The organism is Streptomyces sp. NPDC048696 (assembly GCF_043198895.1).
GTDB lineage: Bacteria > Actinomycetota > Actinomycetes > Streptomycetales > Streptomycetaceae > Streptomyces.
In genome coordinates, this window is record NZ_JBICVJ010000008.1 from 228,344 (window position 1) to 251,253 (window position 22,910).

Below are 22,910 nucleotides of genomic sequence, written 5' to 3' on the forward strand. Positions count from 1 at the left end.
GTTTGACCACCAATAAAATGTCACACTGCATAGAAAGGTCATCGACATGACCGCCACCACCGCCACCACCTGGAACAGCGACCGCCCCTGGCGCGGCATCATGGTCGCCACCACCCTGCCCCTGCACGACGATCTGTCCGTCGACCACGACGCCTACGCCGAGCATGTGCGGTGGCTCATCGACAACGGCTGCGACGGCGTCGTGCCCAACGGTTCGCTCGGCGAGTACCAGACGCTCACCGACGACGAGCGCGCCCGTGTGGTGCGCACCGCCGTCGAGGCGGCGGGCGACGGCGCGCGTGTGATGCCGGGCGTCGCCGCGTACGGCAGCGCCGAGTCCCGCCGCTGGGCCGAGCAGGCGGCCGAAGCGGGCTGCGGCTCGGTGCTGCTCCTGCCGCCGAACGCCTACCGCGCCGACGAGTCGGCCGTCAGCGCCCACTACGCCGAGGTGGCCAAGGTCGGGGTGCCGATCGTCGCGTACAACAACCCCATCGACACCAAGGTCGACCTGACCCCCGCCGTGCTCGCCCGGCTGCACCGGGCCGGTGACATCGTCGCCGTCAAGGAGTTCAGCGGCGATGTCCGCCGGGCCTACGAGATCGCGGAACTCGCCCCGGACCTCGACCTGTTGATCGGCGCGGACGACGTGCTGCTCGAACTGGCCCTGGCCGGAGCGGTCGGCTGGATCGCCGGATACCCCAACGCCCTCCCCGCCAGCTGCGCCGAGCTGTACCACGCCGCCGTCGCGGGCGACCTGGACACCGCGCTGCCGCTCTACCGCTCCCTGCACTCGCTGCTGCGCTGGGACTCCAAGACCGAGTTCGTCCAGTCGATCAAGCTGTCGATGGACCTGGTCGGCCGCCGCGGCGGCCCCACACGCGCGCCGCGCCTGCCGCTCACCGGCGAGATCGAGGCCGCGGTGCGGACCGCCACTGAGAAGGCCGTCGCGCAGGGCCACCGCTGACCGAGGCGCTGACCCAGACGCCCTTTCCCTGTTTCCCGAGCTTCCCGAGTTCACCGAGAGAGAGCCCGTGACCACCACCGCCGCGGCCATCGTGTCCCGCAACCCGGCCGACCCGGCCGACGTACTCCTGGAGATCCCCGCGCCCGGCCCGCGCGCGGCGGCCGACGCCGTCGAGCGGGCCCGCGCCGCCCAGACCGCATGGCAGCGGGGCGGGGCGGCCACCCGCTCCGCCGCGCTGCACGCGGTCGCCACCGCCATCGAGGCCGCCGGAGCGGAACTCGCCGCCCTCGCCGTACGCGAGGTGGGCAAGCCAGTGGCCGAGGCCCGCGCCGAAGTGGCGCGGACCGTCGCCATCTGGCGCTACTACGCACAGGCCCCGTACGAATCCGTCGGCGCCGTGCACGAGCCGGCGGTGGGGGAGGGGCTGCTGCTCACCCGGCGCCGTCCGCACGGTGTGGCGGCGCTCATCACCCCGTGGAACTTCCCGTTCGCCATCCCGAGCTGGAAGGCCGCCCCCGCGCTCGCCGTCGGCAACGCGGTGGTGCTCAAGCCCGCGCCCGAGGCCACCGCGTGCGCCCTGCGCCTGGCCGAGATCGTCCAACTGGCGCTGCCCAAAGGTGTGTTCACGGTGGTGCCCGGCGGGCCGGCGGAGGGCGGCGCGCTCATCGGCGCCGCCGACGTCGTCTCCTTCACCGGCTCCACGGCCGTCGGGAACATCGTCGTCCGTGCCGCGACCGCCCGGGGTGTGCCCGTTCAGGCCGAGATGGGCGGCCTGAACGCGGCGATCGTGCTGCCGGACGCCGACATCGAGCGGGCCGCCGCCCACATCGCCGCCGCGATCGCCGGATACGCGGGGCAGAAGTGCACCGCCACCAGCCGTGTCATCGCGGTCGGCGATGCCCTCGGCCCGCTGCGCGAGGCACTGGCCGAGGCGCTGCGGGCGCTCCCGGTGGGCGACCCCGCCGACGCGGCCACCGTCTGCGGGCCGCTCATCGGTGAACGCGCCCGCGACCAGGTGGTCGCCGCCTGGCAGGGGCTCACCGCGCTCGCGGGCGGGAGCGCGGTGCAGGGGCCCGGCTGGTACGCGGCGCCCACCCTGGTCGAGCAGGTTCCCCCGGCACACCGGCTGCTCGCCGAGGAGGTGTTCGGCCCCGTCGCCGTACTGCTGCCCGCGCGCGATCTGGCCGACGCGGTCCGGGTCACCAACGCGGTTCCGTACGGTCTGGTCACCTCCGTGCACACCGCGGACCTGGACACGGCCCTGGGCGGTCTCGACCGGCTCGACACCGGCATGATCAGGATCAACGCGCCGTCCACGGGCGTCGATTTCCATCTGCCGTTCGGCGGCGCGAAGGCGTCCAGCCACGGCCCGCGCGAACAGGGCCGCGCGGCGCTGGAGTTCTACACCTCCGGCCGCACCTACACACTGTCGCCCGCCACCACCATGTGACAGGTGTGTCCAGGCACCCGCTCCGGCCCATAACACCGGGTTATGGCGGTGTGAGGGCTCCCGTCGAAGGGCGTGGCCGGGGACGCTGGGCAGGCGATGTCACACTCCGTTCCGCGGTCCCCGGCCGCGGTGAAAGGGACGCATGAACCCCGCGTACGCCACCACCGACCACTTCTTCGACGTGCCGCTGGACCACTCCCGCCCGCACGGACCGACCATCGGGGTGTTCGCCCGTGAGGTCGTCGACCCGGCGCGTGCCGATGACCGGCTGCCCTGGCTGCTCTACCTCCAGGGCGGCCCGGGCGGGAAGTCGCCGCGCCCGTCGGCGGGGACGCCCGGCTGGCTGCCCCACGCGCTGAAGACCCACCGGGTACTGCTGCTCGACCAGCGCGGCACCGGCCGCTCCACCCCCGTCACCGCGCGAGCGGCGGCCGCCTTCACCGACCCGGCCCAACTGGCCGAATACCTCGGCCACTTCCGGGCCGACTCGATCGTCGCCGACGCGGAGCTCATACGTCGCCGCCTCTGCGGCGACACCCCCTGGGAGACCCTGGGCCAGAGTTTCGGGGGTTTCATCACCCTCACCTACCTCTCCCACGCGCCCGAGGGCCTGCGCGCCTGCTATGTGACCGGCGGCCTGCCCGGCCTCACCGCGAGCGCCGACGACGTGTACGCCCGCACCTATCCCCGCGTACGCGACCGGGTCCTCGACTTCTACGACCGCTACCCCGACGACGCGCCCCGGCTGCGCAAGATCGCCGACCTGCTCACCGCCGACCCGGTCCGCCTGCCGGACGGGGACCGCCTCACCGTCCGCAGGCTGCGCACCCTCGGGCTCGCGCTCGGCATGGGCGACGGATTCGAGCGCGTCCACTGGCTCCTCGACGAAGCCCTCGACGGCGACGGCGAGTTGACCCACACCTTCCTCCACCAGGTCGCGGCCCTGACCGGCTTCGCCGACAACCCCCTGTTCGCCGTCCTGCAGGAGACGCTGTACGGGCAGGGGCCCGGCGCCACCGGCTGGGCGGCCTCCCGGGCCCTGAGCGACTTCCCGGAGTTCGCCGAGGACGCGGACCCGCTCCTGCTCACCGGCGAGATGATGTACCCCTGGATGTTCCGGGAGATCGCCAACCTGCGCCCGTTCGCGGACGCCGCCGACCTGCTGGCCGCACGCACCGACTGGCCGCCGCTGTACGACCCGCGGCGCCTCGCCGCCAACGAGGTCCCGCTCGCCGCGATCGTCTACCACGACGACATGTACGTCGACGCCGGGCTCTCCCTGCGCACCGCGCGCGAGATCGGCGCCGCACGCGTCTGGGTCAGCAACGAGTGGGAACACGACGGCGTCCACGCCTCGGGCGGCCGGGTACTGGCCCGCTTGATGGACCTGGCCGCGGGCCGCGCGTAAACCCTCCCCCCACCCTCGATGGGAGCACCATGACCGGATCACCCCGCCACCCCCGCCGCCTCGCCCTGGCGGCCGCAGCCGTCCTCGTGTCGTGCCTGGCCGCCCCCACCACGGCGACGGCGGCCGCTCGCCATCCGTCCCCGGCCACGGACTGCGCGCTGCCCGGCCGGACCGGCTGGACGGACGAGGGCCACGACACCGACCGCGCCCAGTTCCAGCGCGCCACCGGAACCCACCGCGTCCTCACCCTGTACGTGGACTTCCCCGACGCGCACGCCACCGACTCCATCGACGCCTACGCCGCCCAGCTCGCCCCCGCCGCCGACTGGATGCGCACCGCGAGCTACGGCCGCTCCCGCCTCGCCATCAGCTCGCTGCACCGCTGGGTCCGTATGCCGGCCGCCTCCGACTCCTACGGATTCGCGCGCGGCCTCACCTTCGAGGCCCACGAGAAATACGTACGTGACGCGATCACGGCCGCCGACCCGTACGCGGACTTCTCCCGCTACGACATGGTGTACATCGTCCCGACCAGGGCCGCGTCCGCGATCTCCTTCTCGCCGACCTACCTCTACGACCCCACCACGCCCGGCATCACCGCCGACGGCACCCGCCTCAAGTGGGCCGTGACGTTCGGCCAGGACATGTGGCACTGGGGTTACAAGGTCGCCGACCACGAGACGAGCCACACCTTCGGCCTGCCGGACCTGTACTCGTTCACCGGCGCCACCCACCAGTACGTCGGCGGCTGGGACCTCATGGGCAACATCGCCGGACCCGCCCCGCAGTACCTCGGCTGGCAGTCCTGGAAGCTCGGCTGGACCCGCGACGACCAGGTGGCCTGTCTGCCCGCGTCCGGCCACCGCACGGTACGGCTCACCCCGGTGGAGCGACCCGGCGGCACCAAGATCGCCGTACTGCGTACGAGCGAGACGACGGCATACGTGGCCGAGTCCCGCCGCGCCGAGGGCGCCGACAGCTCCGCGTGCTCCACGGGCGTCCTCGTCTACAAGGTCGACTCCGCCGCGCGGACGGGCGAGGGCCCGATCCGCATCATGAACGCCGATCCGTCCGCCACCCCGCCCACCGGCTGCACCTCCCTGGACCTCGCGGCCTACACCCCGGGCCGGTCCTTCACCGACCCGGACACCGGCGCCCGGATCGACGTCCTGGCCGGCGGGCGCGCGGGAGACGTGGTCCGGCTCGGCAAGTCCTGACGCCGGTACGTCAGCCGAGCAGCAACGCGGTGTCCCAGGCGAGTGGTTGGGCGAGTGCCTTCGCGGTGGCGTAGGTGTGCAGGGCGAGGGCCGCGCCCGCCGCGCCTTCCAGGAAGCCGGGTTCGCACGGGCCGTCGAGTGCGTCCCGGACCTCGGCCGCGAGCGATGGCAGACGGGCGGCGAGCGCGGCATCGTCCGCGTCGTACGCCATACGCGCGGCGATGTGCAGCAGCCCGGCGGGGCCGTGGCACAGGCCCGGTCCCTCCAGGCCCCACGAGGAGGCGGGCCGGTCGAGCACCGTGTGCAGCGAACGGGCCGCGGCCCGGCGCCACCCGGGTTCGTCCAGCGCCCGGCCCGCGAGGAAGAGCGCACGCGCCACACCCGGGGTGCCGTAACACCAGGCGGCCCGGGTGGCCAGGGCCGGGGGCGCGCCGCCGTCGAGCTCGTCCTCGGCGCGCAGCACCATCGGCCAGTACGGCCCGTAGGAGTCCTCGCACTGCCGCGCCGCCAGCCACCCGGCGAACCGCGCGACGGCCTCCTCCTGACCAGCCACCCCGACTCCCTGTTCATGGGCGAGGGCGAGTACGGCCAGCGGACCCGGAATCCCGTGCGCCAGGCCCAGGTTGAGGTGGCCCTGTGGGTATTGTGCGGACGGTCCACCGAGCCCCGGTCCACCCGCCGCCCACCAGCCCGGCAGGGTGCCGTGTGCGGTGGCGACCGGTTCGGCGAGGGCGACCAGGGCTTCAAGGCACGCGCGCAACGCCGGACCGTGCGGATCGAGGGCGAGCAACAGCCGGGCGAGCCCCGCCGTCCCCGACACCGCGTCGTACAGGTGCGCCGGTACACCCTCGCCCGCGGCCCGTGCCGTACGCAGCTGTCGCGCGCGTTCCACGGCGGCCTCGGCGATCCGGGGTGTGAGGGTGGTCAGCAGCGAGCGGTAGGCGTCGGGGCCGGTGGCCGCGAGGCGGGCGGCGAAGGCGACGGCCGCCGTGCCGCTGTACAAGCCGGTGGTGTGCAGGCCGCCCTCGGCGCGGATCGCGGCGGCGAGATGGGCGTGCGCCACGGTCCGGGCGTCGCGGCCCCGGTCGGCCGCAAGGGTCGTGAACAGCAGCGCGACGCCCGGATGACCGGCGGCGAGAGAGTCGGCCCGGGCGCCGGAGGCTTGGACGACCTCGGGATCGCGCAGCCGCGCGGCCACCTTGTCGATGGCCTCCCGTGCGTCGTCGGCCGAGATGCCGGGCGGGGGTTTCCGGTGCGTCATCGCTGCTCCCGGGCGCGTCGGCGGGCGCGATGTGCCTCGAAGGCACCCCGGGCCAGGGCGTAGGTACGGCGCTCGGAATCGGGGTCTATGCCGATGAGCCGGTTGTGGCTCATGTGGAGGAGACTGCCCAGCACGGATTCGGGCGCCACACGGTCCGGGTCGCCCTTGCGGAGAGACATCAACTCCGCACCGTATGCGGAAAGTTGTGCAGCTCGACGCTCCCATGCCTGAGCCAACGCCGCCGAGGAGAAGGCGGGCGCCGGTCCGTCGGGGCCGATCGCCCGCAGTACGGCGGCCCGGTTGTCGCGGAAGGCGCGGTGGTCGCGCTCGGACTTCGGATGGACGGCGGGCAGCCACACATCGACCGGTGGCCCGCCCGCGCCCGCCAGGAAATGCCGTGCGATGTCGGCCGCGTTGACCGCCGCGAACAGGTCACGCTCGGGGCCGGGGCGACCGCGCGACGGTCCGGCGGCGAGGGCCACGAGGCTGTCCGCGTGGAACACCCGCTCGGCGGCCGCCATCGCCTCGGGCCCGCCGTACCGTTCGAGCTCCGGGTCATACGTTTCCAGGCGCAGCCCCGAGGCGAGGTGTGCGGCGCCGAGCTCGGCGGCCCAGTCGCGTACGAGCGGGAGCAGCGCTGTCGCCGCGGCGGGCGACTCGCCGTGGAAGCGGATCCGCAGATGCGGTTCGGGGTCGCGGTAGCGGACGAAGAACCAGCGGTCGATCCGGTCCGGCAGCGCGCCGAGCAGCTGCGGCAGCCACTCGTCGACGACGGTGTCCTGTCGGCTCTCCGGGATGTCCAGGCGGGCGTACAACCAGTCGCCGCCGGGCAGCGACACCGACGCGGGAGTGCGGCGGACCTCCACGGGCGCGACGGCGGGGCGGCGCGCAGGTTGCTCCTTGGCGTGGAGCGCGACGACGAGCTCGGCCGTGTGCGCCCCGCCGGGACCGCGCAGCCAGCCGGACGCTCCGGCCGCGGGCTCCTCCTGGACCACGGTGAGCTCGGCGGTGCGGGCGTGGGTGTACAACAGCCGCTGATGCCAGGGGAGTTCGAGGTCGAGGCTGATACGCTGGTCGCCGGTGACCAGCCGCACCGCCGCCGGAACACCCCAGCGCCGCCGCCAGCCGGGCAGTGCCGCACACCACTCCTCGTATGTGCCGGTCGGCAGGGTGAGTCGCCAGGAGGCCGGGGCCAGCACCGTGCGCCCGTACCGTACGCGGGGCAGCGCGGGGGTGCCGGCGGCCGCGCCCCAGTCCCAGGGCTGCCAGAGGCGGTGCCCGGTCAGGCTCACCTCGTGCAGGAAGCGGGCCACGTTGGGGGCGCCGGTGCGCTGGTTGAGCACATGGTGCGCGGCCAGGCGGACCGGGCGGCCGAGCGTGCGGGAGTGGATGATCAACCGTTCCAGGTCGGCACTGACCACCAGGTCGTCCGGCGGGAGCGTTCGGGGGCCCGCCGTGTCCGGGAACGCGCTGAGCACGACGCGGTGGGGGAGCCAGCGCGGGGTGCGGACGATGTTGGCGTAGCGGGGCCGCGTGGGGGTGAACTCCAGGTGCACCGGTACCGGTTCGCCGTCGGGGACAGTGGCCGGTGTGCTGACCCGCGCCATCAGTTCCGGTCCACCCAGCAGTGCGGCGAACCGCCCGAACGTCGCCCCGGCCACATCGCTTCCGACGGGCGAGAGCGCGATCCGGAAGTCCCCGGAGTCCAACGCCTCGGGGGACGCCCCGACCAGCTCCGCGTACAGCTCGAAGGAGTGCGGCAGGCGGTTGGCGGTGGTGGAATCCGGTTCGGGTCCGGCGAGCCGGGCGAACAGCGCCTCGTCCAGGACCACTTCGGGCAGCGGCTCGCCCGGAGTCAGATCGGCGAGGGCCCCGGCGGCGAGTTCGGCGAGCAGCCGTCGTCGATCGTCGTCCTCGGAGCCGGGGTCGTCGGGCTCCGCGTCGTGCCGGTACCGGGGAACGGCGGGGTGCTCGTAACCGTCCGGCGGTCCCAATCCGGTTGCCGTATCCAGGAGTTCCATCACGGGCACCGCACGCTCGGTGCCGTACCGCTCGACGAAGGCCCGATGGTAGGCGCGCAGATGGGTGGGAGCGGTGCGCGGCGGAGAGAGTCGCCACAGCGCGGTGCCCGCCCGCTCGAACTCCTCGCGCACCACGTCCGGCAGCACCACGTCCGCGTCTAGGGCGAGGTCGACGTGCAGCACATGGTCCGAGGGGCACAGCGCGACCATACGCTCCCGTACGACGCGCAGGGCCTTCAGCCGGGCGCCGTCGCCACCGGCCGCAAGCTCCTCGCACCGCAGCAGATCGGCCCGGATCCCGTCGAGTTCGGCACATAGGGGCAGGTCTTGGGGCAGGCGCGCTCGTACGTGTGCGAGCGGATCCACACTGTCAGGTGCGGGGAACAGGTCCGTGTGCAGGAATCCCCGTACGACCAACGTATGGACCAGATTCACGACGGCGTCGGTGGGTGCCGTCGGGAAGGCTTCGGTCACGGCGGCGAGAAGGGCGGGGAAGGCGACCGGCGAGGCAGCGGCGCGCAACACCTCGTCCACCACCGGAGTGTGACGAACGCTCACTTCCTCCAGAGCGTCGTCACTGTCGGCCCCCGGCACATACGGCAGTACGAGCCGGGAACCGCGTATCGCGCACTGCTGGTCGGCGACGAGCAGCAGGCCCGGCAGGACCGCCGGATCCTGGTGCAGGCGGTCGACGACCGAGGCCAGCCAGCCGAGGTCCGGGCGCACGACGGCCCGGTGCCGATCGCCACAGCGGACCGTGGTGGCGCCGCCGAAACGGGCGAGGCCGACCCCGGCGAGCAGGCCGAAGGGGGTGGGCCGGGTGGTCATGCGCAGCCGGTAGCGGCCGACGGCGGTCGCGGCCCGGCGCAGTGCGTCGCCCGACGGCGGCCGGTCCGCGCCGAGGACCCGGGCCAGCGACGGGCTCGACACCTCGACCGCCTCCCGCAGCGGCGCGTCCCGCGCGGCATCGGCGACGTAGTGCGCCAGGTCGGCATCGGTGGGCCCGGTGGGTGTGTCGGGCAGCTCGGGCGCGGGCCGGGCGGGCGCCCTCAGCAGTACCGGCGCCACGGCCGTGAACAGTGTGTCCCGCCTCGCGGGGCCGCTCGCACGTTCACCGCGCCTGGCCGACCCCACCCGCTCGCGCTCTTCGCCCACGGTTCCCCCGGTTGTCGCACGACCCCATATCTCGTTCCTGTCTAACCGAGTTCGGGGCGATCGGCCTCCCCGTGGGCCGGGAGTGTGCTCGAAGACGCAGAGCCGGTTGCCCTTTCGGTCAAGGACCCTTGACGCGACGGCTCAACTCCGGCCTACCGTCCCATCGTTCCGTCGCGAACAACGCGACAGTGACGAGAGGAGTTTCTCATGACCAACGAGACGACCCAGGACCTGTTCGACCTCGACGTGCGCGAGGTCGTCGCCGCGGGCGAGGCTCAGCAGAGCGCCGGCATCAGCATCTCCTGTGAAGGCTCCTGCTTCCGTCCGTTCTGTATCTGAGTGCGAGCCTGACGGTTCGTCAAGCGGCTGCGGTGGCCAGGTCGGGTCACCGCAGCCGCGGCGTTCGAACAACGCCGACCCGGCAGCTGCCCACTGGGCCGCACCATTGCCGAGTACCGAACGCGAAGAGGCGGGAGTGAGCATGACCTGGAGAGCGCTGGACCGGCTGGTGGGAGTGCCCGAGCGGTTCTTCGAGCGGTGCGAGGAGGGGCTGCCGGAGGTGTTCGGCAATCCGGGACTGCCCCACGAGATGCCGGACCTGGACGACTTGGCGGGCGCGCTGCGCGGCGGCCTGCTGCGGACCCCGTATGTCGAGATGGTGCGCGAGGGCGTGATGATACCGGCGTACGAGTTCTGTACCGAGCGCGTCGTCGCGAGCGCGCGGGAGGAGGGTTTCGCCGATCCGGAGCGCGTCATGCGCCTCCTCGGCGACGGGGCGACTCTGCTGCTGCCCCAACTCGACCAGTGGCACGCCTCGGTGGGTGCGTTGACCGCCCGCCTCGCGCGTGACCTGGGGCGGCGGGTGGAGGCGTTCTGCTTCGCGACCATGGCGGGCGGGCGCGGGCTCGACGTGCACCGGGACGACGCCGATGTGCTGGTGGTGCAGCTCGCGGGCCGCAAGGAGTGGACGGTGTACGCCGCCCCGGCCGACGGCCACTGGGGTCCGGGTCCGGTACCCGAGCCTGGTGAGCCCCTGCTGCGGACCGTGGTCGGAGCGGGCGATGTGCTCTACGTACCGCGTGGCGCCCCGCACACCGCCACCGGCCACGAGGGGCTCTCCGTCCACATCGCGCTCACCATCCGCGAGACGAACACCACGCGCATCCGCCAGACGCTGGCCGACCTGCTGACCCAGGACCCGGGTGGCCTGCCCGCCAGGCCGCTGACGGAAGGACAACTCCTGGCATCCATACGTGATGTGCTCGACTCCGCGCGCAAGGTGCTGGACTCGGTGGCGCCCGAGGAACTGCTGGCCCGGGCCCGCGGCCCGCTCCCGGACCTGCCGGGCAGCACGGCACCGGCCGAGTGGCCGACGGCGTGAAGCGCAGGGATATCAGCGTTTACACAGGCTCCAGGTGACCCGCCGCCCGCCAGGTCACCGGCGGGAGAGCACACCCCGTACGAACGCGGCCTGCCCGACGTGCTGCAACGCGTCACCGATGACGCTGATCAAACGGACGGCCAACGTCACCGGCGGGTTCCACGACGTGTCGACCACGCGGGCGAACGCGTCGCCGTCGAGGTCCGAGACGTACGCGAGAGTCTGTTCGTGGACGGCGCTGTGGTATCCGGCCAGCAGTTCGGCGGAGGCGACCACCGTGGCGACTTCGGCGGAGGTGTGCCCGTAGCCGGTGTCCGACACGGGCAGCGGCAGAGCGAACCGCTTCGCCCAGCCCTGGCCGTCCCAGGCCTGGTCGAGTCCGGCCGCGTCGGCGATGTGGTCGTCCTGGATCCGGGTGAGATGCCAGATCAGCCAGGCGATGGAATTGGCCGAGTCGTCGACGCGAAACGCCAACTCCTCGGCGCTCAGGCCGCCGACGGTGTCCACAACCGTTTCGTGGATCCTGCCGAAGGCGTCGACGAGCAGAGCGGAGCCGGTCACAGCGGTCACAGTCGCCTCCTGTACGAGCGCATGGGCGTACGTGGGGTACGAGCGTACGCAGGGGTACGAGCGTACGCAGGGGTACGAGCGGTTCGCCCGGCGCGCAAGCAACGTATCGCAGGAACCGCTGTGCCGATCGGGCGACACGACGCCCTGTCCCGGGCGCCAACGGGCCGTCGGGACCTGCCGCGTTGGCACGATGCCGACCATGAAGACATCAGGACTGGTCCGGCGGTTCGCCGCCGCGGGGTGTGCGCTCCTGCTCGGGGTGGTGTCCGCGGGCAGCGCGGGCGCCGCGGCGGGCGGCGACGGCCCGGACCCGGAGATCGCCGCGATCATGCGTAAAACGGACTATCGCCATGCGCAGTGGGGTGTGTTCGAGCAGGACCCGGAGACGGGCGAGGTCAGCCACTCCCAGCTCGCCGATCGGTTCTTCCTGCCCGGGTCGACGGCCAAGCTCTTCTCCGTTTCCGGCACTTGGAAGACCTTGGGCGGCGAGCACCGATTCGTCACCCCGGTCCGGGCCGTGGGCGCGCGCCGGGGCTCCACCCTCACCGGAGACCTGGACCTCGTCGCCCAGGGAGACCTCACCATGGGTGGCCGCACGCGGCCCGACGGCACGGTCGCGTACACGGACATCGACCACACCTACGCCAACAGCGTCCCCGGCGCCACCCTCACCCCCGAGAATCCGCTGGCCGGCCTCGACCACATCGCCCGGCAGGTACGCCGCTCCGGGATCACCCGGGTCAACGGCGATGTGGTCGTCGACGAACGGCTGTTCCGGCCGGACCCCGTGCTCGACCCCGTCCCCGACCCACTGATCATCAACGACAACCTCATCGACCTGCTCACCACCCCGGGCGCCCGGCCCGGCGCCCCCGCGAAGCTCAGCTGGCGTCCCCACGTGGCCCCGTACCAGGTGACGTCCACCGTGCGCACGGTCGCCCGAGGCAAGCCCGCCGACATCAGCGTCACCGTGTCCCCGGACGGCACCCGCATCCGGCTGTCGGGCACGATCGCGGCGGGCTCCGCGCCGGTGCTGCGTGTCTCCGATGTGCGGGACCCGGCGGCGTTCGGCCGCACCGCGCTCATCGAGGCCCTCGGCCGGGCAGGGGTGCGTGTCACCGCCAGACCCACCGGGCCCAACCCGGCCGCCGAGCTGCCGCGCACCTACCGTGGTGCGCCGAGTGTGGCGTCGTACATCTCGCCGCCCTACGCCCAGTACGCCAAGCTGATCCTCAAGGTCAGCCACAACCTCGGCTCCAACCTCGGGATCTGCCTGATGGCGGTGACCACCGGCAGCCACGACTGCCAGGCCGGTTTCCCGGTGCTGCGCGCCTTCCTCCAGCGGGCCGCGGTCGACCCCGACGGCGTGCAGCTGGCCGACGGGCGGGGCGGCAACTTCGTCGACCGGGCCACACCGATCGCCGAGGCGCAGATGCTGAAGTACTGGCTGCGTACCCCCGACGCGACGCGCTTCCGCCTGGCCCTGCCGATCCTGGGCGTCGACGGCTCGCTGGCCGGCAACTGCCGCGGCTGTCCCGCGCGGGGGAAGGTGTTCGCCAAGGTCGGCACCGTCACCGGGCTCGACGCGGTCAACAACCGGCTGGCCGTGGGCGCCCAGACCATCGCGGGCTACCTCCGGCGCGGCGATGGCCGCTACGACGTGTTCTATGTCGGCGTCAACGGTGCCTCGACCCCGACCGCCGACATCAGCGGTCTGTTGGAGATCATCGCCGACCTCTCCGACATCGCGGCCCGCCTCCAGCAGGACGCCGAGCATCGATCGTCGCACAAGCCGGAGTAGAAGCGGAGGGCTGGTTACCAATTCCAACAGGTCATTCCGCAAGTGGAGATGATGTCAAGCAGACGTGCAAGTCTGCACGATCAGACAACCTCCGTGCACGGATCGTCAAGGAAATTCACGATGGTCCATCGTTGAATGGGTCGACCGCTGACCAGAAGGCCAGAAGGGCAGACAGGTGGACACTTCCTCGGGGCCGCAGCATCGCTCGGCCCATGTCGACACCTTCGTACGGGATCGATTACCGCACGTTTCGCGCCAACCCGACTTCCTGCTCGACGTCTCTTCGCTGCGTTGTCCGCCCCGACTGAACTGCGCCCGGGAACTGCTCGACGGCGGCCCCGACGACCTGGGCCGGGCCGGGCGGACCGCCGTGCTGTCGCCGCACGGGGTGCGGTGGACGTACGCGGAGCTGACCGCCGTGGTCGCCCGTATCGCCCAGGTGCTCACCCAGGACATGGGCCTCGTCCCCGGTAACCGCGTACTGCTGCGGGGCAACAACACCCCGATGCTCGCGGCCATGTGGCTGGCCGTGGTGCAGGTCGGCGGGGTCGTGGTGGCGACGATGCCCCTGCTGCGGGCCAAGGAGCTCGCGTACGTGATCGACAAGGCGCGGATCACCCACGCCCTGTGCGAGACGGGCCTGCGCCCCGAATTGGAAGCGGCGGGCGACGGCGCACTCACCCTCATGGATGTCGACGGCCTTGAGCGTGCCATGGCCACGAAAACGGACGCGTTCACGGCGGTGGACACCGCCGCCGACGATCCCTGTCTGGTCGCCTTCACTTCCGGCACCACGGGGATGCCGAAGGCGACCGTCCATACCCACCGCGACGTGCTGTCGATCTGCGACTCGTTCCCCCCACACGTTCTGCGGGCCACCCGCGAGGACCGTTTCATCGGCTCCCCGTCGCTCGCCTTCACCTACGGTCTGGGCGGGCTGTTGCTCTTCCCGCTGCGCGTCGGCGCCTCGACGGTACTTCTCGACCGTGCCGGTCCCCGTCAACTGGCCCGGGCCATCGAGGAATTCGGGGCGACGATCTGTTTCAGCGGACCGACGGCGTACCGTGCGATGTGCCTGGACACCCAGGAATACGACCTCTCCTCGCTACGGGAATGCGTGTCGGCCGGTGAGGCGCTGCCCTTCGTCACCCGCAAGATGTGGAAGCGCCACACCGACCTGGACCTCATCGACGGCCTCGGCGCCACGGAGATGCTGCACATCTTCATCGCCATGCGCGGCGAGGAGGCATGGACCCGGCCGGGCGCGATCGGCCGTCCCGTACCCGGATACATCACCGCCGTCCTCGACAGCGACGGCAATCCGCTTCCCTATGGCGAAGTCGGCGCGCTGGCCGTGAAGGGGCCGACGGGCTGCCGCTATCTCGACGACGAGCGCCAGCAGGAATACGTACGCAACGGCTGGAACCTCACCGGCGACGCCTGCTGGGCCGACAACGAGGGCTATCTCTACTACCACTCGCGCACGGACGACATGATCGTGTCGGCCGGGTACAACATCTCGCCCGTGGAAGTCGAAGCGACGCTCCTCACCCATCCGGCGGTCCGGGAATGCGCCGTCGTCGCCGCACCCGACGACGAGCGCGGAGCGGTGGTACAGGCGCATGTCGTCCTGGCCGAAGGCCATGCGCCGACCCCCGAACTCATCCTGGAACTCCAGAAGTTCGCGAAGGCCGAGATGGCGCCGTACAAGTATCCGCGGCTCATCGAGTTCTGCGCGGAACTGCCGAGAGCGGACACCGGGAAGGTCCAGCGCTATCGCCTGCGCGGCGCCGGCCACAGGGGTTCGGAAACCGTCGCCGTCACCACAGCACCCGAGCCCGAAGGAGCGAGCGGTGGCTCTGCCCCCGAATGAAACAGCCGAAATGGACGAATCCGGTGAGGCCCCGCACGAGAGCCCCGGCTTCACCCGCCGGAAAACCGTCTGGTTCCACCACTGCGACCCGGCCGGAATCGTGTTCTATCCGCAGTATCTGCTGCTCGTCAACGAGGTGTTGCAGGACTGGTTCGAGACGGGCCTGAACGTCGGTTACGCGGGCTTGTTCGCCGAGCGGCGGATCGGCATTCCCACCGTTCGCCTCGAATGCGACTTCCTGGGTCCGAGCCGTCTGGGCGACACGCTGGACATCACGCTCACGGTGGCGCGGCTCGGCAAGTCGTCGTTCGAGCTGCGCTATGAGTGCGCCGGTACCGGCCAGCAGGACGTCCGTGCGCGCTTCCGCGCGGTGCTGGTGACGACGTCGCTCGACGGGCACGGCCCGATTCCCCTTCCGCAGGACATCCGGACCGCGATGGAGCGCTACTTATGACGAACGACCGCATATCCTCCGACCTGATCCAGGCCGACGGCCTGGGGGCGGGCAACTTCTTCCGGTTGGCCGCGGCGGCGAGCGAGTCCGCCGAGAGCGTCATCGAGCTCGATCAGCCCTATCGGGCGCCGTCGGGGGAGAGACACGCGAGCATCACCCTGACGGAGCTGGACGAGCTCACCGACCGGGTGGCGGCCGGGTACTACGCCGACGGCATCCAGGCCAAGGACCCGGTGGCCGTCTTCGTCGAGGAGAGCGTGCGCTATCTCGTCCACTACGTCGCGCTCACCAAACTGGGCGCGATCCCCGTGTTCGTGAACAGTTCCCTGCCCTCGGAGATCGCGGCACGGTTCATCGAGCACGTGGGCGCGGCGGCCGTCGTCTCCGACCCGGGCCGACTGGCGCGGGACCGGTTGCCGATCACGTACTACGCCGAAGAACCCTACGGTCACGGCGACTTCAAGCTCTTCACCCATGAGGACGGCGATCCCGTACTGATCGCGCACACCTCCGGGACCACGGGCATCCCCAAGGCGGTGCAGTTCAACCACAAGGGGTTCTTCTTCGGGATCAAGCAGCAGATCAACGCCGACCTGGGCACACGCATCCTCTCCGCCCTGCCGCAGAGCCACGCGTCCGCCATCTCGGTGCTCATGTCGGCGGTCGCGCGGGGCGCCACCGTGCTGCTCGCCACCCGCCGCGAGCCCGAGCTCATCGCCCGGGCCGTCCAGGAGTTCCGGCCGCAGCTCGTCGCCGGGTTCCCGAAGACGTTCGTCGATCTGTGCCGCGTCGACCTGGACGCCTACGACCTGTCGTCGGTCGCCCGCTGGATGTCGACGGGCGACGCCAACCACGAGCGGCACATACGCAAGCTGGTGGCGCGCGGCAACCATGTGGACCGGGACGGGAAACGCCGCCCGGGCTCGCTGTTCATCGACAACTTCGGGTCCTCCGAGTTCGGCTTCGCGATGTTCCGTACGGTGCACACGCCGACCAGCGACCGGTACCAGCGGTGCATCGGGCGGCCGTTCGCCTGGGTGGAGGCCGAGATCTTCGACGCGGACGACGAGCCGGTGCCCATCGGCACGGTGGGCCGCCTCGCCCTCAAGTCCCCGACTATCACCGGCGGTTACTGGAACAACAGCCTGCTCAGCGAGAAGAACCGGGTCCGCGGCCACTGGCTCACCGGCGACCTCGCCTACCGCGACGAGGACGGCCTCTACTACCACGTCGACCGCACGACGGACCGTATCGTCACCGCCCAGGGCACCCTCTACAGCGCACAGGCCGAGGAACTGATCCTGCGTCATTTCCCCGAACTCGTCGAGTGCTCGATCGTCGGTACGGACAGCGCCCGCGACGACGACTTCCAGACGCCGGTCCTGACCATCGAGTCGCGGTTGCCGGACGCGGAACTCGCGAAGCTGCACGAGGGCGTCAACGCCCTGCTCGCCGAGCATGAACTACCGCTGATCGAGAGGGTGTTGGTGAAGGCTGCCGACGAACATGTGGGGGTCACCGGAAAGGCCCTCAAGCGCTCGATGCGGGTCGCGTTCGCGGAGGGATAGGTCAGGCTGAGCGGGCGGCGTGGACCGCCGTCCGCTCAGGCGGCTCGGGTCGCCGTCGCCGCGGTGGTCATCGGCGTGGTGTGACACCGCTACCGTTCCAACAGCCCCCACATCGCCGCGTTGAAGAGCTCGGGCTGTTCCAGGTTGGGCATGTGGGCGGATGACGGGATGACGGCCAGCGTGGAGTCCGGGATCGCCGCATGCATCGCCTCGGCGTCGGCCACCGGCGTGAACTCGTCGTCCTCGCCCACCACGACCAGTGTCGGCACCGTGATACGGGTCAACAGGTCCCGGTAGTCCGGACGTTCGGCCCGACCGCGCAGGGCGGCCGCCGCGCCCTCGGGGGCGGTGGACGTCATCATGCGGTGTACGTGGGAGCGCACGGCGGGATCCGCGTACGGCGCGACCATCTTGTCCAGGACTTCGTCCGCGTACCCCTTCATACCTTCGCGCAGCAGCCGGTCGGCCATCGCGTTGCGGGCCGCTTTGCCCTCCGGGGTCTCGGCGGCCGGGAACGTGTCGGCCAGCAGCAGGCGGGTGATGCGCTCGGGGAAGCGGTCGTAGCACTCCATGACGATCTGGCCGCCCATCGACAGACCGCCGAGGGTGAACCGATCGATGCCGAGTGAGTTGGCGAGGCCGAGGATGTCCTCGGCGAACGCGCCGAGGAGCGTGCTGCCCGCCGGTCCTGGCAGGGTCGGTGTTGCGCCGTATCCGCGCAGGTCAGGGACGATCACCCGATGGGTGGCGGTGAACTCGCGCACCTGGGGGTCCCACATGCTGCGGTCGAAGGGGTGGCCGTGGACGAGAATCAGCGCCTTGCCCCGGCCCTGGTCGGTGTAAGCGGCAGCGGTCATGACCACGAGGCTATGCAGCCCAATCCCTCGGTGCAATAAGATCTTTGCTCTCGGTGCAATGTGGGTGACCTGCCGTGGGTGGGTTGCTGCGGGTGACTCGATGAGGGTGAGGGGTGGCGGGCGATGGACTTCCGGTTGGTGGCCGACGAGGTCGCGCGGGAGATCGAGCGCGGGGCGCTGAAGCCCGGCGACCGGCTGCCCACCCAGCGGGCGTTCGCCCGGCAGCGCCGCATCGCGGACTCGACGGCGATCCGGGTCTACGGTGAGCTGGTGCGGCGCGGCCTGGTGGTCGGCGAGGTGGGGCGCGGCACGTTCGTACGGGCCGCGCCGGCCCACCCGGACTCCACGCTGGCCGAGGACAGTGGCCGTACCCCGGTCAACCTGGAGCTCAATTACCCGGTCGTGCCCGGCCAGTCGGAGCTCCTTGGCCGTTCGCTCACCGGTCTGCTGCGGGCCGATACGCTGGATCTGGCGACCTTGCCCGCAGCCCCTGACGGCTTCGCCGAGGCGCGGGCTGCCGCCGCCCGGGTGCTCGCCCGCCCCGGATGGGAGCCCGAGGCGGACCGCGTGCTGTTCGCGGGCAACAGCCGCCAGGCCGTCGCGGCCGCGCTCTCCGCACTCGTGCGCCCCGGTGGCCGTGTCGCCGTCGAGGAGCTGACGTACGCGATGGTCAAGGGCGTCGTCCAACGCCTCGGCATCGAACTCGTCGCCATCCGCATGGACGAGGAGGGCATGTGTCCGGACGCGCTCGCCGCCGTCCACGGCCGCACCCCGCTCAGCGCCGTCTACGTACAGCCGACCGTGCACAACCCCCTGTCCGTCACCATGGGGGAGCGGCGCCGACAGCAACTCGCCGACTGTGTACGGGAGATGGGCATCCAGGTGGTGGAGGACACCACCTGGTCGTTCCTCGCCGAGCATGCTCCGCCGCCGCTCGCCGCGTACGCGCCCGAGCGCACGGTGCTCGTCGACAGCCTCTCCAAACGGCTCGCCCCCGGGCTGAGCACCGGTTTCCTGCTCGCTCCCGCCGCGCACACCGACGCCCTGGCGGCGGCCCTGCGGTTCGGGGCGTGGACGGCGGGACGCTTCAACCTGGAGGCCATGGTGCGCTGGGCCGGGGACGGGACCGTGTCGCGGATCGTGGCGGCCAAACGTGTGGACGCGGCCGACCGGCAGGCGCTGGTGCGCGAGCACCTGGCCGGATTCGAGGTGCGCGCCCACCCCGGCAGCTACTTCTGCTGGTGGCAACTCCCGGCGCCCTGGCGGGCGGAGACCTTCACGGCCAGGGCGGCGCGGGAGCTGGGCATCGCCGTGACGCCCGGATCCGCCTTCGCGACGGGCGCGCGCACGGCACCGGACGCGGTGAGGGTCGCCCTGGCGTCCCCACCGCGCCCGGTACTGGCCGACGCCCTGCGTCGGCTGGCCGAACTGGCCTCGGCGGGCGGGTAGCCGGGCGGCCGGGCTGTCAGGTGAAGGGCCGCTGGTCCACCGGGATCTGGACGGTGATGGTGGCGCGCTTCTCGGCCGGGGTGGCGCCCTGGCGGCTGGCCCACGGTTCGTCGGAGCGCATCCAGGCGGGGAGCCCGGCGGGAAGGTCGGCCTCGGGGATGGTCGCGAGGTCGGCCGGGGTGAGAGTCGTGCCGTAGAGAGTGAGCGGCCGGGCGGTGTCAGGGGTGACGGTGCCGTGCAGGGCGGTGAGTCCGGCGTTCCAGTTGGTGAGCAGCTTGCTCATCGCCTCGGCGGGGTCGGTGCCGGATGAGGCGGCGCTGTCGGGGTAGGTCGGGTGCAGGACGTGCTGGTAGGCGCCGGTGTACGCGGCACCGGTGGCGGTCTTGCGCCAGGTGTGGAAGGCGGTGTCGGCGAGGCCGCCCAGGGCGATGACGGCCTCGACGGGGTTGTGGGCGGTCAGGGCGTCCAGCCAGGCGTGGCGGTAGGCGGCGATGGCGGCGTCGTCGGCGTGGGCGTTGCCCGCCTGCTGGCCGTACACGCTGTACAGATATGTGTTGATCATGACGTAGCTGGTGTCGATGCCCAGCTTGGCGAGAAACCCCTGGAAGCGGCGGCCCGCCGTGCCGACCAGGATGCGGCGCGTGATGGCCTCGTGCGCGGCCGGGTCCTGCCCGATGACCAGGACGCGGGCCGTTCCGTCGAGCCTGCCCCGGTGGAAGATCGGGCCCCATTCGACGCGGAAGTCGGTGGCCGGGTAGACGTCCGTCTCGGGGTAGTCGCGCACGAGGGCGGCGTACGGATCCGCTGCGTAGCCGGCGTCGAAGGGGTGCATATGGGGCTCCTGCTCCATGGGTCGGTTCGGGTGGCCGTGCGGGCAGCGGTCCGGTCAGGGGCCAGGGCAGAAGATGCTCAGCCGATGCCGTTACGGCATGGTGTCTATTAGGCGATGTTCATCCATATTTATTCGTTTCATTCGGTACGTGATGTTCATCGGCGCACTTCGGGGCGAGAAAGGACACCCGAATGCCGACTGGAGCAGATACCCCTGCGGGTACTCCCGCCGGTACCCCCGCCGCCTCCCGGTTCGCGCTGCGGGGCCGGATCGTCACCCTCGACGAACCCGGCACGGTCCTCGACGACGGCATCCTGTACGTGACCGGTCAGCTCATCGAGGACATACGCCCGGCCACCGCACCGGCACCGCCCGGCTTCGACCAGGTCAAAGTGGTCGACACGGGCGGATCCGTGTATCCGGGGCTGATAGAGCTGCACAACCATCTCCCGTACGACGTACTGCCGCTGTGGCTGGTGCCGAAGAAGTACGGCAACCGTTCGCAATGGGGCGGCAGTGGCAACCCCGCCTATCACCGCCTGGTCACCGGGCCGATGACGGCGCTGGGCGAGGACCCTCTGCTGATGCCCGCCGTGGTGCGGTATGTCGAGGCGAAGGCGCTGGTCAACGGGACCACGACCAGCCAGGGCATCGCCCTGTTCAGCAACGCCGGAGCCCGCCGGATGTACCGGGGCGTCATCCGCAACGTCGAGCAGACCGACACCCCCGACCTGCCCGAGGCCGCCTCGCGCATCGCCGATGTCGAGGCGGGCGACGCCGCGAAGTTCCTGGCCCGGCTCCAGCAGCCGCACCGGTTGCTGCTGCACCTGGCGGAAGGCGTGGACGACGCGGCCAGGGCCCACTTCCAGGCCCTCCAGTTCCAGCCGGGCACATGGGCGATCACCGACAACCTGGTGGGCATCCACTGCACCGCGCTGACGGCGGCGGACTTCACCACCTTCGCCGCGCACGGCGGATCCATGGTGTGGTCACCGCTGTCCAACCTGCTGCTGTACGGGCAGACCGCCGACATCGCCGCCGCCAAGAAGGCCGGTGTCCTGATGGGCCTGGGCTCCGACTGGTCGGTGTCCGGCAGCAAGGGCTTGCTCGGCGAGCTCAAGGCGGCCCGGCTGGCCTCCACCGCCGCCGGGTCCGTCTTCAGCGACCGGGAACTGGCCGCCATGGCCACCCGGGACGCGGCCCGCATCCTGCGCTGGGACCACGCGCTGGGTTCGCTGCGACCGGGGATGCGCGCCGATCTCCTCGTGGTCGACGGCGCCCAGGGCGACCCGTACACCGCGCTGATCGACGCACGCGACACCGACATACGCCTCGTCGCCATCGACGGCACCGCTCGCTACGGCACCCCCGCGCTGATGAGGGCGCTCGCCCCGGGAGCGACGCTGGAGCCCGCGCCGGGCAGCGCCCAGGCACCCCTCGTGCTCAACCTGCACGACCACTCCGCCGACCCCGTGGTGGCCGGTCTGACCCTGGCCGAGGCCACCGACCGCCTCACGCGCGCACTGGACACCCTGCCGACCCTGCCCGCGCACCCCGCCCCACCGCCTCCGGCCCTCGTGGAGGGCGGTGTCCGGTGGCGGCTGGCCCTGGACGAGATCCAGCCCACCGGCGCCGAACTGCGCCCCCGCCTGCCCTTGCGGACCGCGGCCGGCACACTGAGCCCGACAGGCCCGCTCATCGACCTCGCGACGGTCGCCCCCGAGGCGCTGGAGGCGGTGGTGCTCGACGGTCTGACCGCGTCGACCGACACCACCTTCCTCACCACGCTGTCCGGCGAGACCAACCTGCCCACCGACTACGCCGACCAACTGTCCCACCTGCTCAAATAGACGGATGCCTCACAGGATGCCGAGGAGCTGTCCCAGCGTTCCGCCGAGCACCCGGTCCCGTATCTCACCGGGCGAGGTAACCCGTTCCACCGTGGTGCGGGCGAGCACGGGATCGCCGTAGGGCGCGTCCGAGCCGAACAACGTGCGCTCGGGGATCTCCTGGATCGCCAGTCGCACCGCGAAGACGATGGAGGCCGTGGACAGTTCCAGATACATGCTCGGTGTGTCCCGTACGAGTTCGATGGCCTCCATCCAGTTCATCCCGCCGAGCTGGCTGACCACCAGGGGGACCGCAGGGTACTTCGTGGCGAGTCGGGACAGGGTGCGCAGGTCCTCGGCCGTGGTGGGGGCGAAGCCGTGCACGACCACCGGCAGCCCGCCGTGGTCGTGCGCCGCACGCAGCACGGGCTCGATACGGGCCGCCTGGCCCGGGGGAGGCGTGAGTTCGCCGATGCCGTGCAGCCCGCGTCCCACCACCTCGCGTTCGACCATGGCCGCCACCTCCGCCTCGGGCAGGGTGAGCGGCACGGAGCCGAACCCGATGAACCGGTCGGGGTGCGCGGCCAGTGCCTCGTCCAGCTCCCGCCAGGCCGTGCGGTAGCCGTCGGCGACGTTCCCCTGACCGGCCAGTGCGCTGTCGAGCACACTCAACTCACGGCGCAGGGACGGCAGATCGACGGCCCGCTCCGGATGCGGACGGGTGCCGAAGAGCACCGTACGGTCCACTCCCGCGGCGTCCAGGTCGGCGAGGTGACGGTCCAGCGGGTCGTGGACATGGCTGTGGGCGTCGATGATCATG

Annotated in this window: 18 protein-coding genes; 12 read left to right on the top strand and 6 right to left on the bottom strand. The window is 71.6% G+C overall.

Annotation, left to right across the window (positions count from 1 at the left end):
• Positions 1 to 46 precede the first annotated feature (46 nt).
• From ACGFRG_RS19085 to ACGFRG_RS19100, 4 genes are all read left to right on the top strand, one after another.
• Positions 47 to 964 (top strand): dihydrodipicolinate synthase family protein, encoded by a 918-nt coding sequence (locus tag ACGFRG_RS19085; protein WP_393265264.1) that lies wholly within the window; start codon positions 47 to 49, stop codon positions 962 to 964.
• Between the two features lie 67 nt (positions 965 to 1,031).
• Positions 1,032 to 2,414, top strand: coding sequence for an aldehyde dehydrogenase family protein (locus ACGFRG_RS19090; protein WP_393265267.1), 1,383 nt, complete (start codon positions 1,032 to 1,034; stop codon positions 2,412 to 2,414).
• A gap of 142 nt (positions 2,415 to 2,556) precedes the next feature.
• Complete coding sequence (locus tag ACGFRG_RS19095; RefSeq protein ID WP_393265270.1) at positions 2,557 to 3,822, top strand: alpha/beta fold hydrolase; 1,266 nt, start codon at positions 2,557 to 2,559, stop codon at positions 3,820 to 3,822.
• A gap of 29 nt (positions 3,823 to 3,851) precedes the next feature.
• On the top strand, positions 3,852 to 5,039 hold the full coding sequence (locus tag ACGFRG_RS19100; protein WP_393265273.1) for a M6 family metalloprotease domain-containing protein: 1,188 nt from the start codon (positions 3,852 to 3,854) through the stop codon (positions 5,037 to 5,039).
• 10 nt (positions 5,040 to 5,049) lie between these two features.
• Here the strand turns inward: ACGFRG_RS19100 and ACGFRG_RS19105 are convergent, their stop codons facing one another.
• Both ACGFRG_RS19105 and ACGFRG_RS19110 read right to left on the bottom strand, forming a co-directional pair.
• Positions 5,050 to 6,300 (bottom strand): lanthionine synthetase C family protein, encoded by a 1,251-nt coding sequence (locus ACGFRG_RS19105; RefSeq protein ID WP_393265277.1) that lies wholly within the window; start codon positions 6,298 to 6,300, stop codon positions 5,050 to 5,052.
• Positions 6,297 to 9,389 carry a lantibiotic dehydratase gene (locus ACGFRG_RS19110; RefSeq protein WP_393265280.1) on the bottom strand — a complete coding sequence of 1,031 codons (3,093 nt, stop codon included), beginning with the start codon at positions 9,387 to 9,389 and terminating at the stop codon, positions 6,297 to 6,299. The genes ACGFRG_RS19105 and ACGFRG_RS19110 overlap by 4 nt, the downstream gene beginning before the upstream one ends.
• 294 nt (positions 9,390 to 9,683) lie before the next feature.
• Between ACGFRG_RS19110 and ACGFRG_RS19115 the strand changes: the two genes are divergently transcribed.
• Both ACGFRG_RS19115 and ACGFRG_RS19120 read left to right on the top strand, forming a co-directional pair.
• Positions 9,684 to 9,815, top strand: a complete 132-nt coding sequence (locus tag ACGFRG_RS19115; protein ID WP_361422133.1) for a hypothetical protein — start codon at positions 9,684 to 9,686, stop codon at positions 9,813 to 9,815.
• 142 nt (positions 9,816 to 9,957) lie between these two features.
• A complete protein-coding gene (locus ACGFRG_RS19120; protein ID WP_393265284.1) occupies positions 9,958 to 10,857 on the top strand; it encodes a JmjC domain-containing protein in 900 nt (299 codons plus the stop codon).
• A gap of 54 nt (positions 10,858 to 10,911) precedes the next feature.
• On the opposite strand, the gene ACGFRG_RS19125 is transcribed toward ACGFRG_RS19120, so the two are convergent.
• Positions 10,912 to 11,418, bottom strand: a complete 507-nt coding sequence (locus ACGFRG_RS19125; RefSeq protein ID WP_393265606.1) for a DUF664 domain-containing protein — start codon at positions 11,416 to 11,418, stop codon at positions 10,912 to 10,914.
• Between the two features lie 208 nt (positions 11,419 to 11,626).
• Here ACGFRG_RS19125 and dacB point away from each other — a divergent pair, with 208 nt between their 5' ends.
• From dacB to ACGFRG_RS19145, 4 genes are all read left to right on the top strand, one after another.
• Positions 11,627 to 13,228, top strand: coding sequence for a D-alanyl-D-alanine carboxypeptidase/D-alanyl-D-alanine-endopeptidase (gene dacB / locus ACGFRG_RS19130; protein ID WP_393265287.1), 1,602 nt, complete (start codon positions 11,627 to 11,629; stop codon positions 13,226 to 13,228).
• 175 nt (positions 13,229 to 13,403) lie between these two features.
• Positions 13,404 to 15,101, top strand: coding sequence for an AMP-binding protein (locus ACGFRG_RS19135; protein WP_393265290.1), 1,698 nt, complete (start codon positions 13,404 to 13,406; stop codon positions 15,099 to 15,101).
• Positions 15,082 to 15,555 carry an acyl-CoA thioesterase gene (locus ACGFRG_RS19140; protein WP_393265293.1) on the top strand — a complete coding sequence of 158 codons (474 nt, stop codon included), beginning with the start codon at positions 15,082 to 15,084 and terminating at the stop codon, positions 15,553 to 15,555. The genes ACGFRG_RS19135 and ACGFRG_RS19140 overlap by 20 nt, the downstream gene beginning before the upstream one ends.
• A complete protein-coding gene (locus tag ACGFRG_RS19145; RefSeq protein ID WP_393265296.1) occupies positions 15,552 to 17,123 on the top strand; it encodes a class I adenylate-forming enzyme family protein in 1,572 nt (523 codons plus the stop codon). The genes ACGFRG_RS19140 and ACGFRG_RS19145 overlap by 4 nt, the downstream gene beginning before the upstream one ends.
• Positions 17,124 to 17,212: 89 nt before the next feature.
• Here ACGFRG_RS19145 and ACGFRG_RS19150 read toward each other — a convergent pair whose 3' ends face one another.
• Entirely contained in the window at positions 17,213 to 17,980 is a 768-nt protein-coding gene (locus ACGFRG_RS19150) for an alpha/beta fold hydrolase (protein ID WP_393265299.1), read from the bottom strand.
• Between the two features lie 123 nt (positions 17,981 to 18,103).
• On the opposite strand from ACGFRG_RS19150, the gene ACGFRG_RS19155 reads away from it, so the two are divergent.
• Entirely contained in the window at positions 18,104 to 19,429 is a 1,326-nt protein-coding gene (locus ACGFRG_RS19155; RefSeq protein WP_393265301.1) for a PLP-dependent aminotransferase family protein, read from the top strand.
• A 16-nt stretch (positions 19,430 to 19,445) separates the two neighbouring features.
• Here ACGFRG_RS19155 and ACGFRG_RS19160 read toward each other — a convergent pair whose 3' ends face one another.
• Positions 19,446 to 20,261: a uracil-DNA glycosylase family protein gene (locus ACGFRG_RS19160; protein ID WP_393265304.1), complete on the bottom strand. Its 816-nt coding sequence runs from the start codon at positions 20,259 to 20,261 to the stop codon at positions 19,446 to 19,448.
• A gap of 191 nt (positions 20,262 to 20,452) precedes the next feature.
• On the opposite strand from ACGFRG_RS19160, the gene ACGFRG_RS19165 reads away from it, so the two are divergent.
• On the top strand, positions 20,453 to 22,111 hold the full coding sequence (locus ACGFRG_RS19165; RefSeq protein ID WP_393265306.1) for an amidohydrolase family protein: 1,659 nt from the start codon (positions 20,453 to 20,455) through the stop codon (positions 22,109 to 22,111).
• A 9-nt stretch (positions 22,112 to 22,120) separates the two neighbouring features.
• On the opposite strand, the gene ACGFRG_RS19170 is transcribed toward ACGFRG_RS19165, so the two are convergent.
• Positions 22,121 to 22,909: an amidohydrolase family protein gene (locus ACGFRG_RS19170; RefSeq protein WP_361425897.1), complete on the bottom strand. Its 789-nt coding sequence runs from the start codon at positions 22,907 to 22,909 to the stop codon at positions 22,121 to 22,123.
• Position 22,910 lies beyond the last annotated feature (1 nt).

Coding starts and splice junctions, on each gene's coding strand:
- ACGFRG_RS19105 (WP_393265277.1), bottom strand. CDS start 6,300: ATGACGCACCGGAAACCCCCGCCCGGCATCTCGGCCGACGACGCACGG.
- ACGFRG_RS19085 (WP_393265264.1), top strand. CDS start 47: ATGACCGCCACCACCGCCACCACCTGGAACAGCGACCGCCCCTGGCGC.
- ACGFRG_RS19160 (WP_393265304.1), bottom strand. CDS start 20,261: ATGCACCCCTTCGACGCCGGCTACGCAGCGGATCCGTACGCCGCCCTC.
- ACGFRG_RS19145 (WP_393265296.1), top strand. CDS start 15,552: ATGACGAACGACCGCATATCCTCCGACCTGATCCAGGCCGACGGCCTG.
- ACGFRG_RS19095 (WP_393265270.1), top strand. CDS start 2,557: ATGAACCCCGCGTACGCCACCACCGACCACTTCTTCGACGTGCCGCTG.
- dacB (WP_393265287.1), top strand. CDS start 11,627: ATGAAGACATCAGGACTGGTCCGGCGGTTCGCCGCCGCGGGGTGTGCG.
- ACGFRG_RS19120 (WP_393265284.1), top strand. CDS start 9,958: ATGACCTGGAGAGCGCTGGACCGGCTGGTGGGAGTGCCCGAGCGGTTC.
- ACGFRG_RS19150 (WP_393265299.1), bottom strand. CDS start 17,980: ATGACCGCTGCCGCTTACACCGACCAGGGCCGGGGCAAGGCGCTGATT.
- ACGFRG_RS19100 (WP_393265273.1), top strand. CDS start 3,852: ATGACCGGATCACCCCGCCACCCCCGCCGCCTCGCCCTGGCGGCCGCA.
- ACGFRG_RS19115 (WP_361422133.1), top strand. CDS start 9,684: ATGACCAACGAGACGACCCAGGACCTGTTCGACCTCGACGTGCGCGAG.
- ACGFRG_RS19165 (WP_393265306.1), top strand. CDS start 20,453: ATGCCGACTGGAGCAGATACCCCTGCGGGTACTCCCGCCGGTACCCCC.
- ACGFRG_RS19170 (WP_361425897.1), bottom strand. CDS start 22,909: ATGATCATCGACGCCCACAGCCATGTCCACGACCCGCTGGACCGTCAC.
- ACGFRG_RS19155 (WP_393265301.1), top strand. CDS start 18,104: ATGGACTTCCGGTTGGTGGCCGACGAGGTCGCGCGGGAGATCGAGCGC.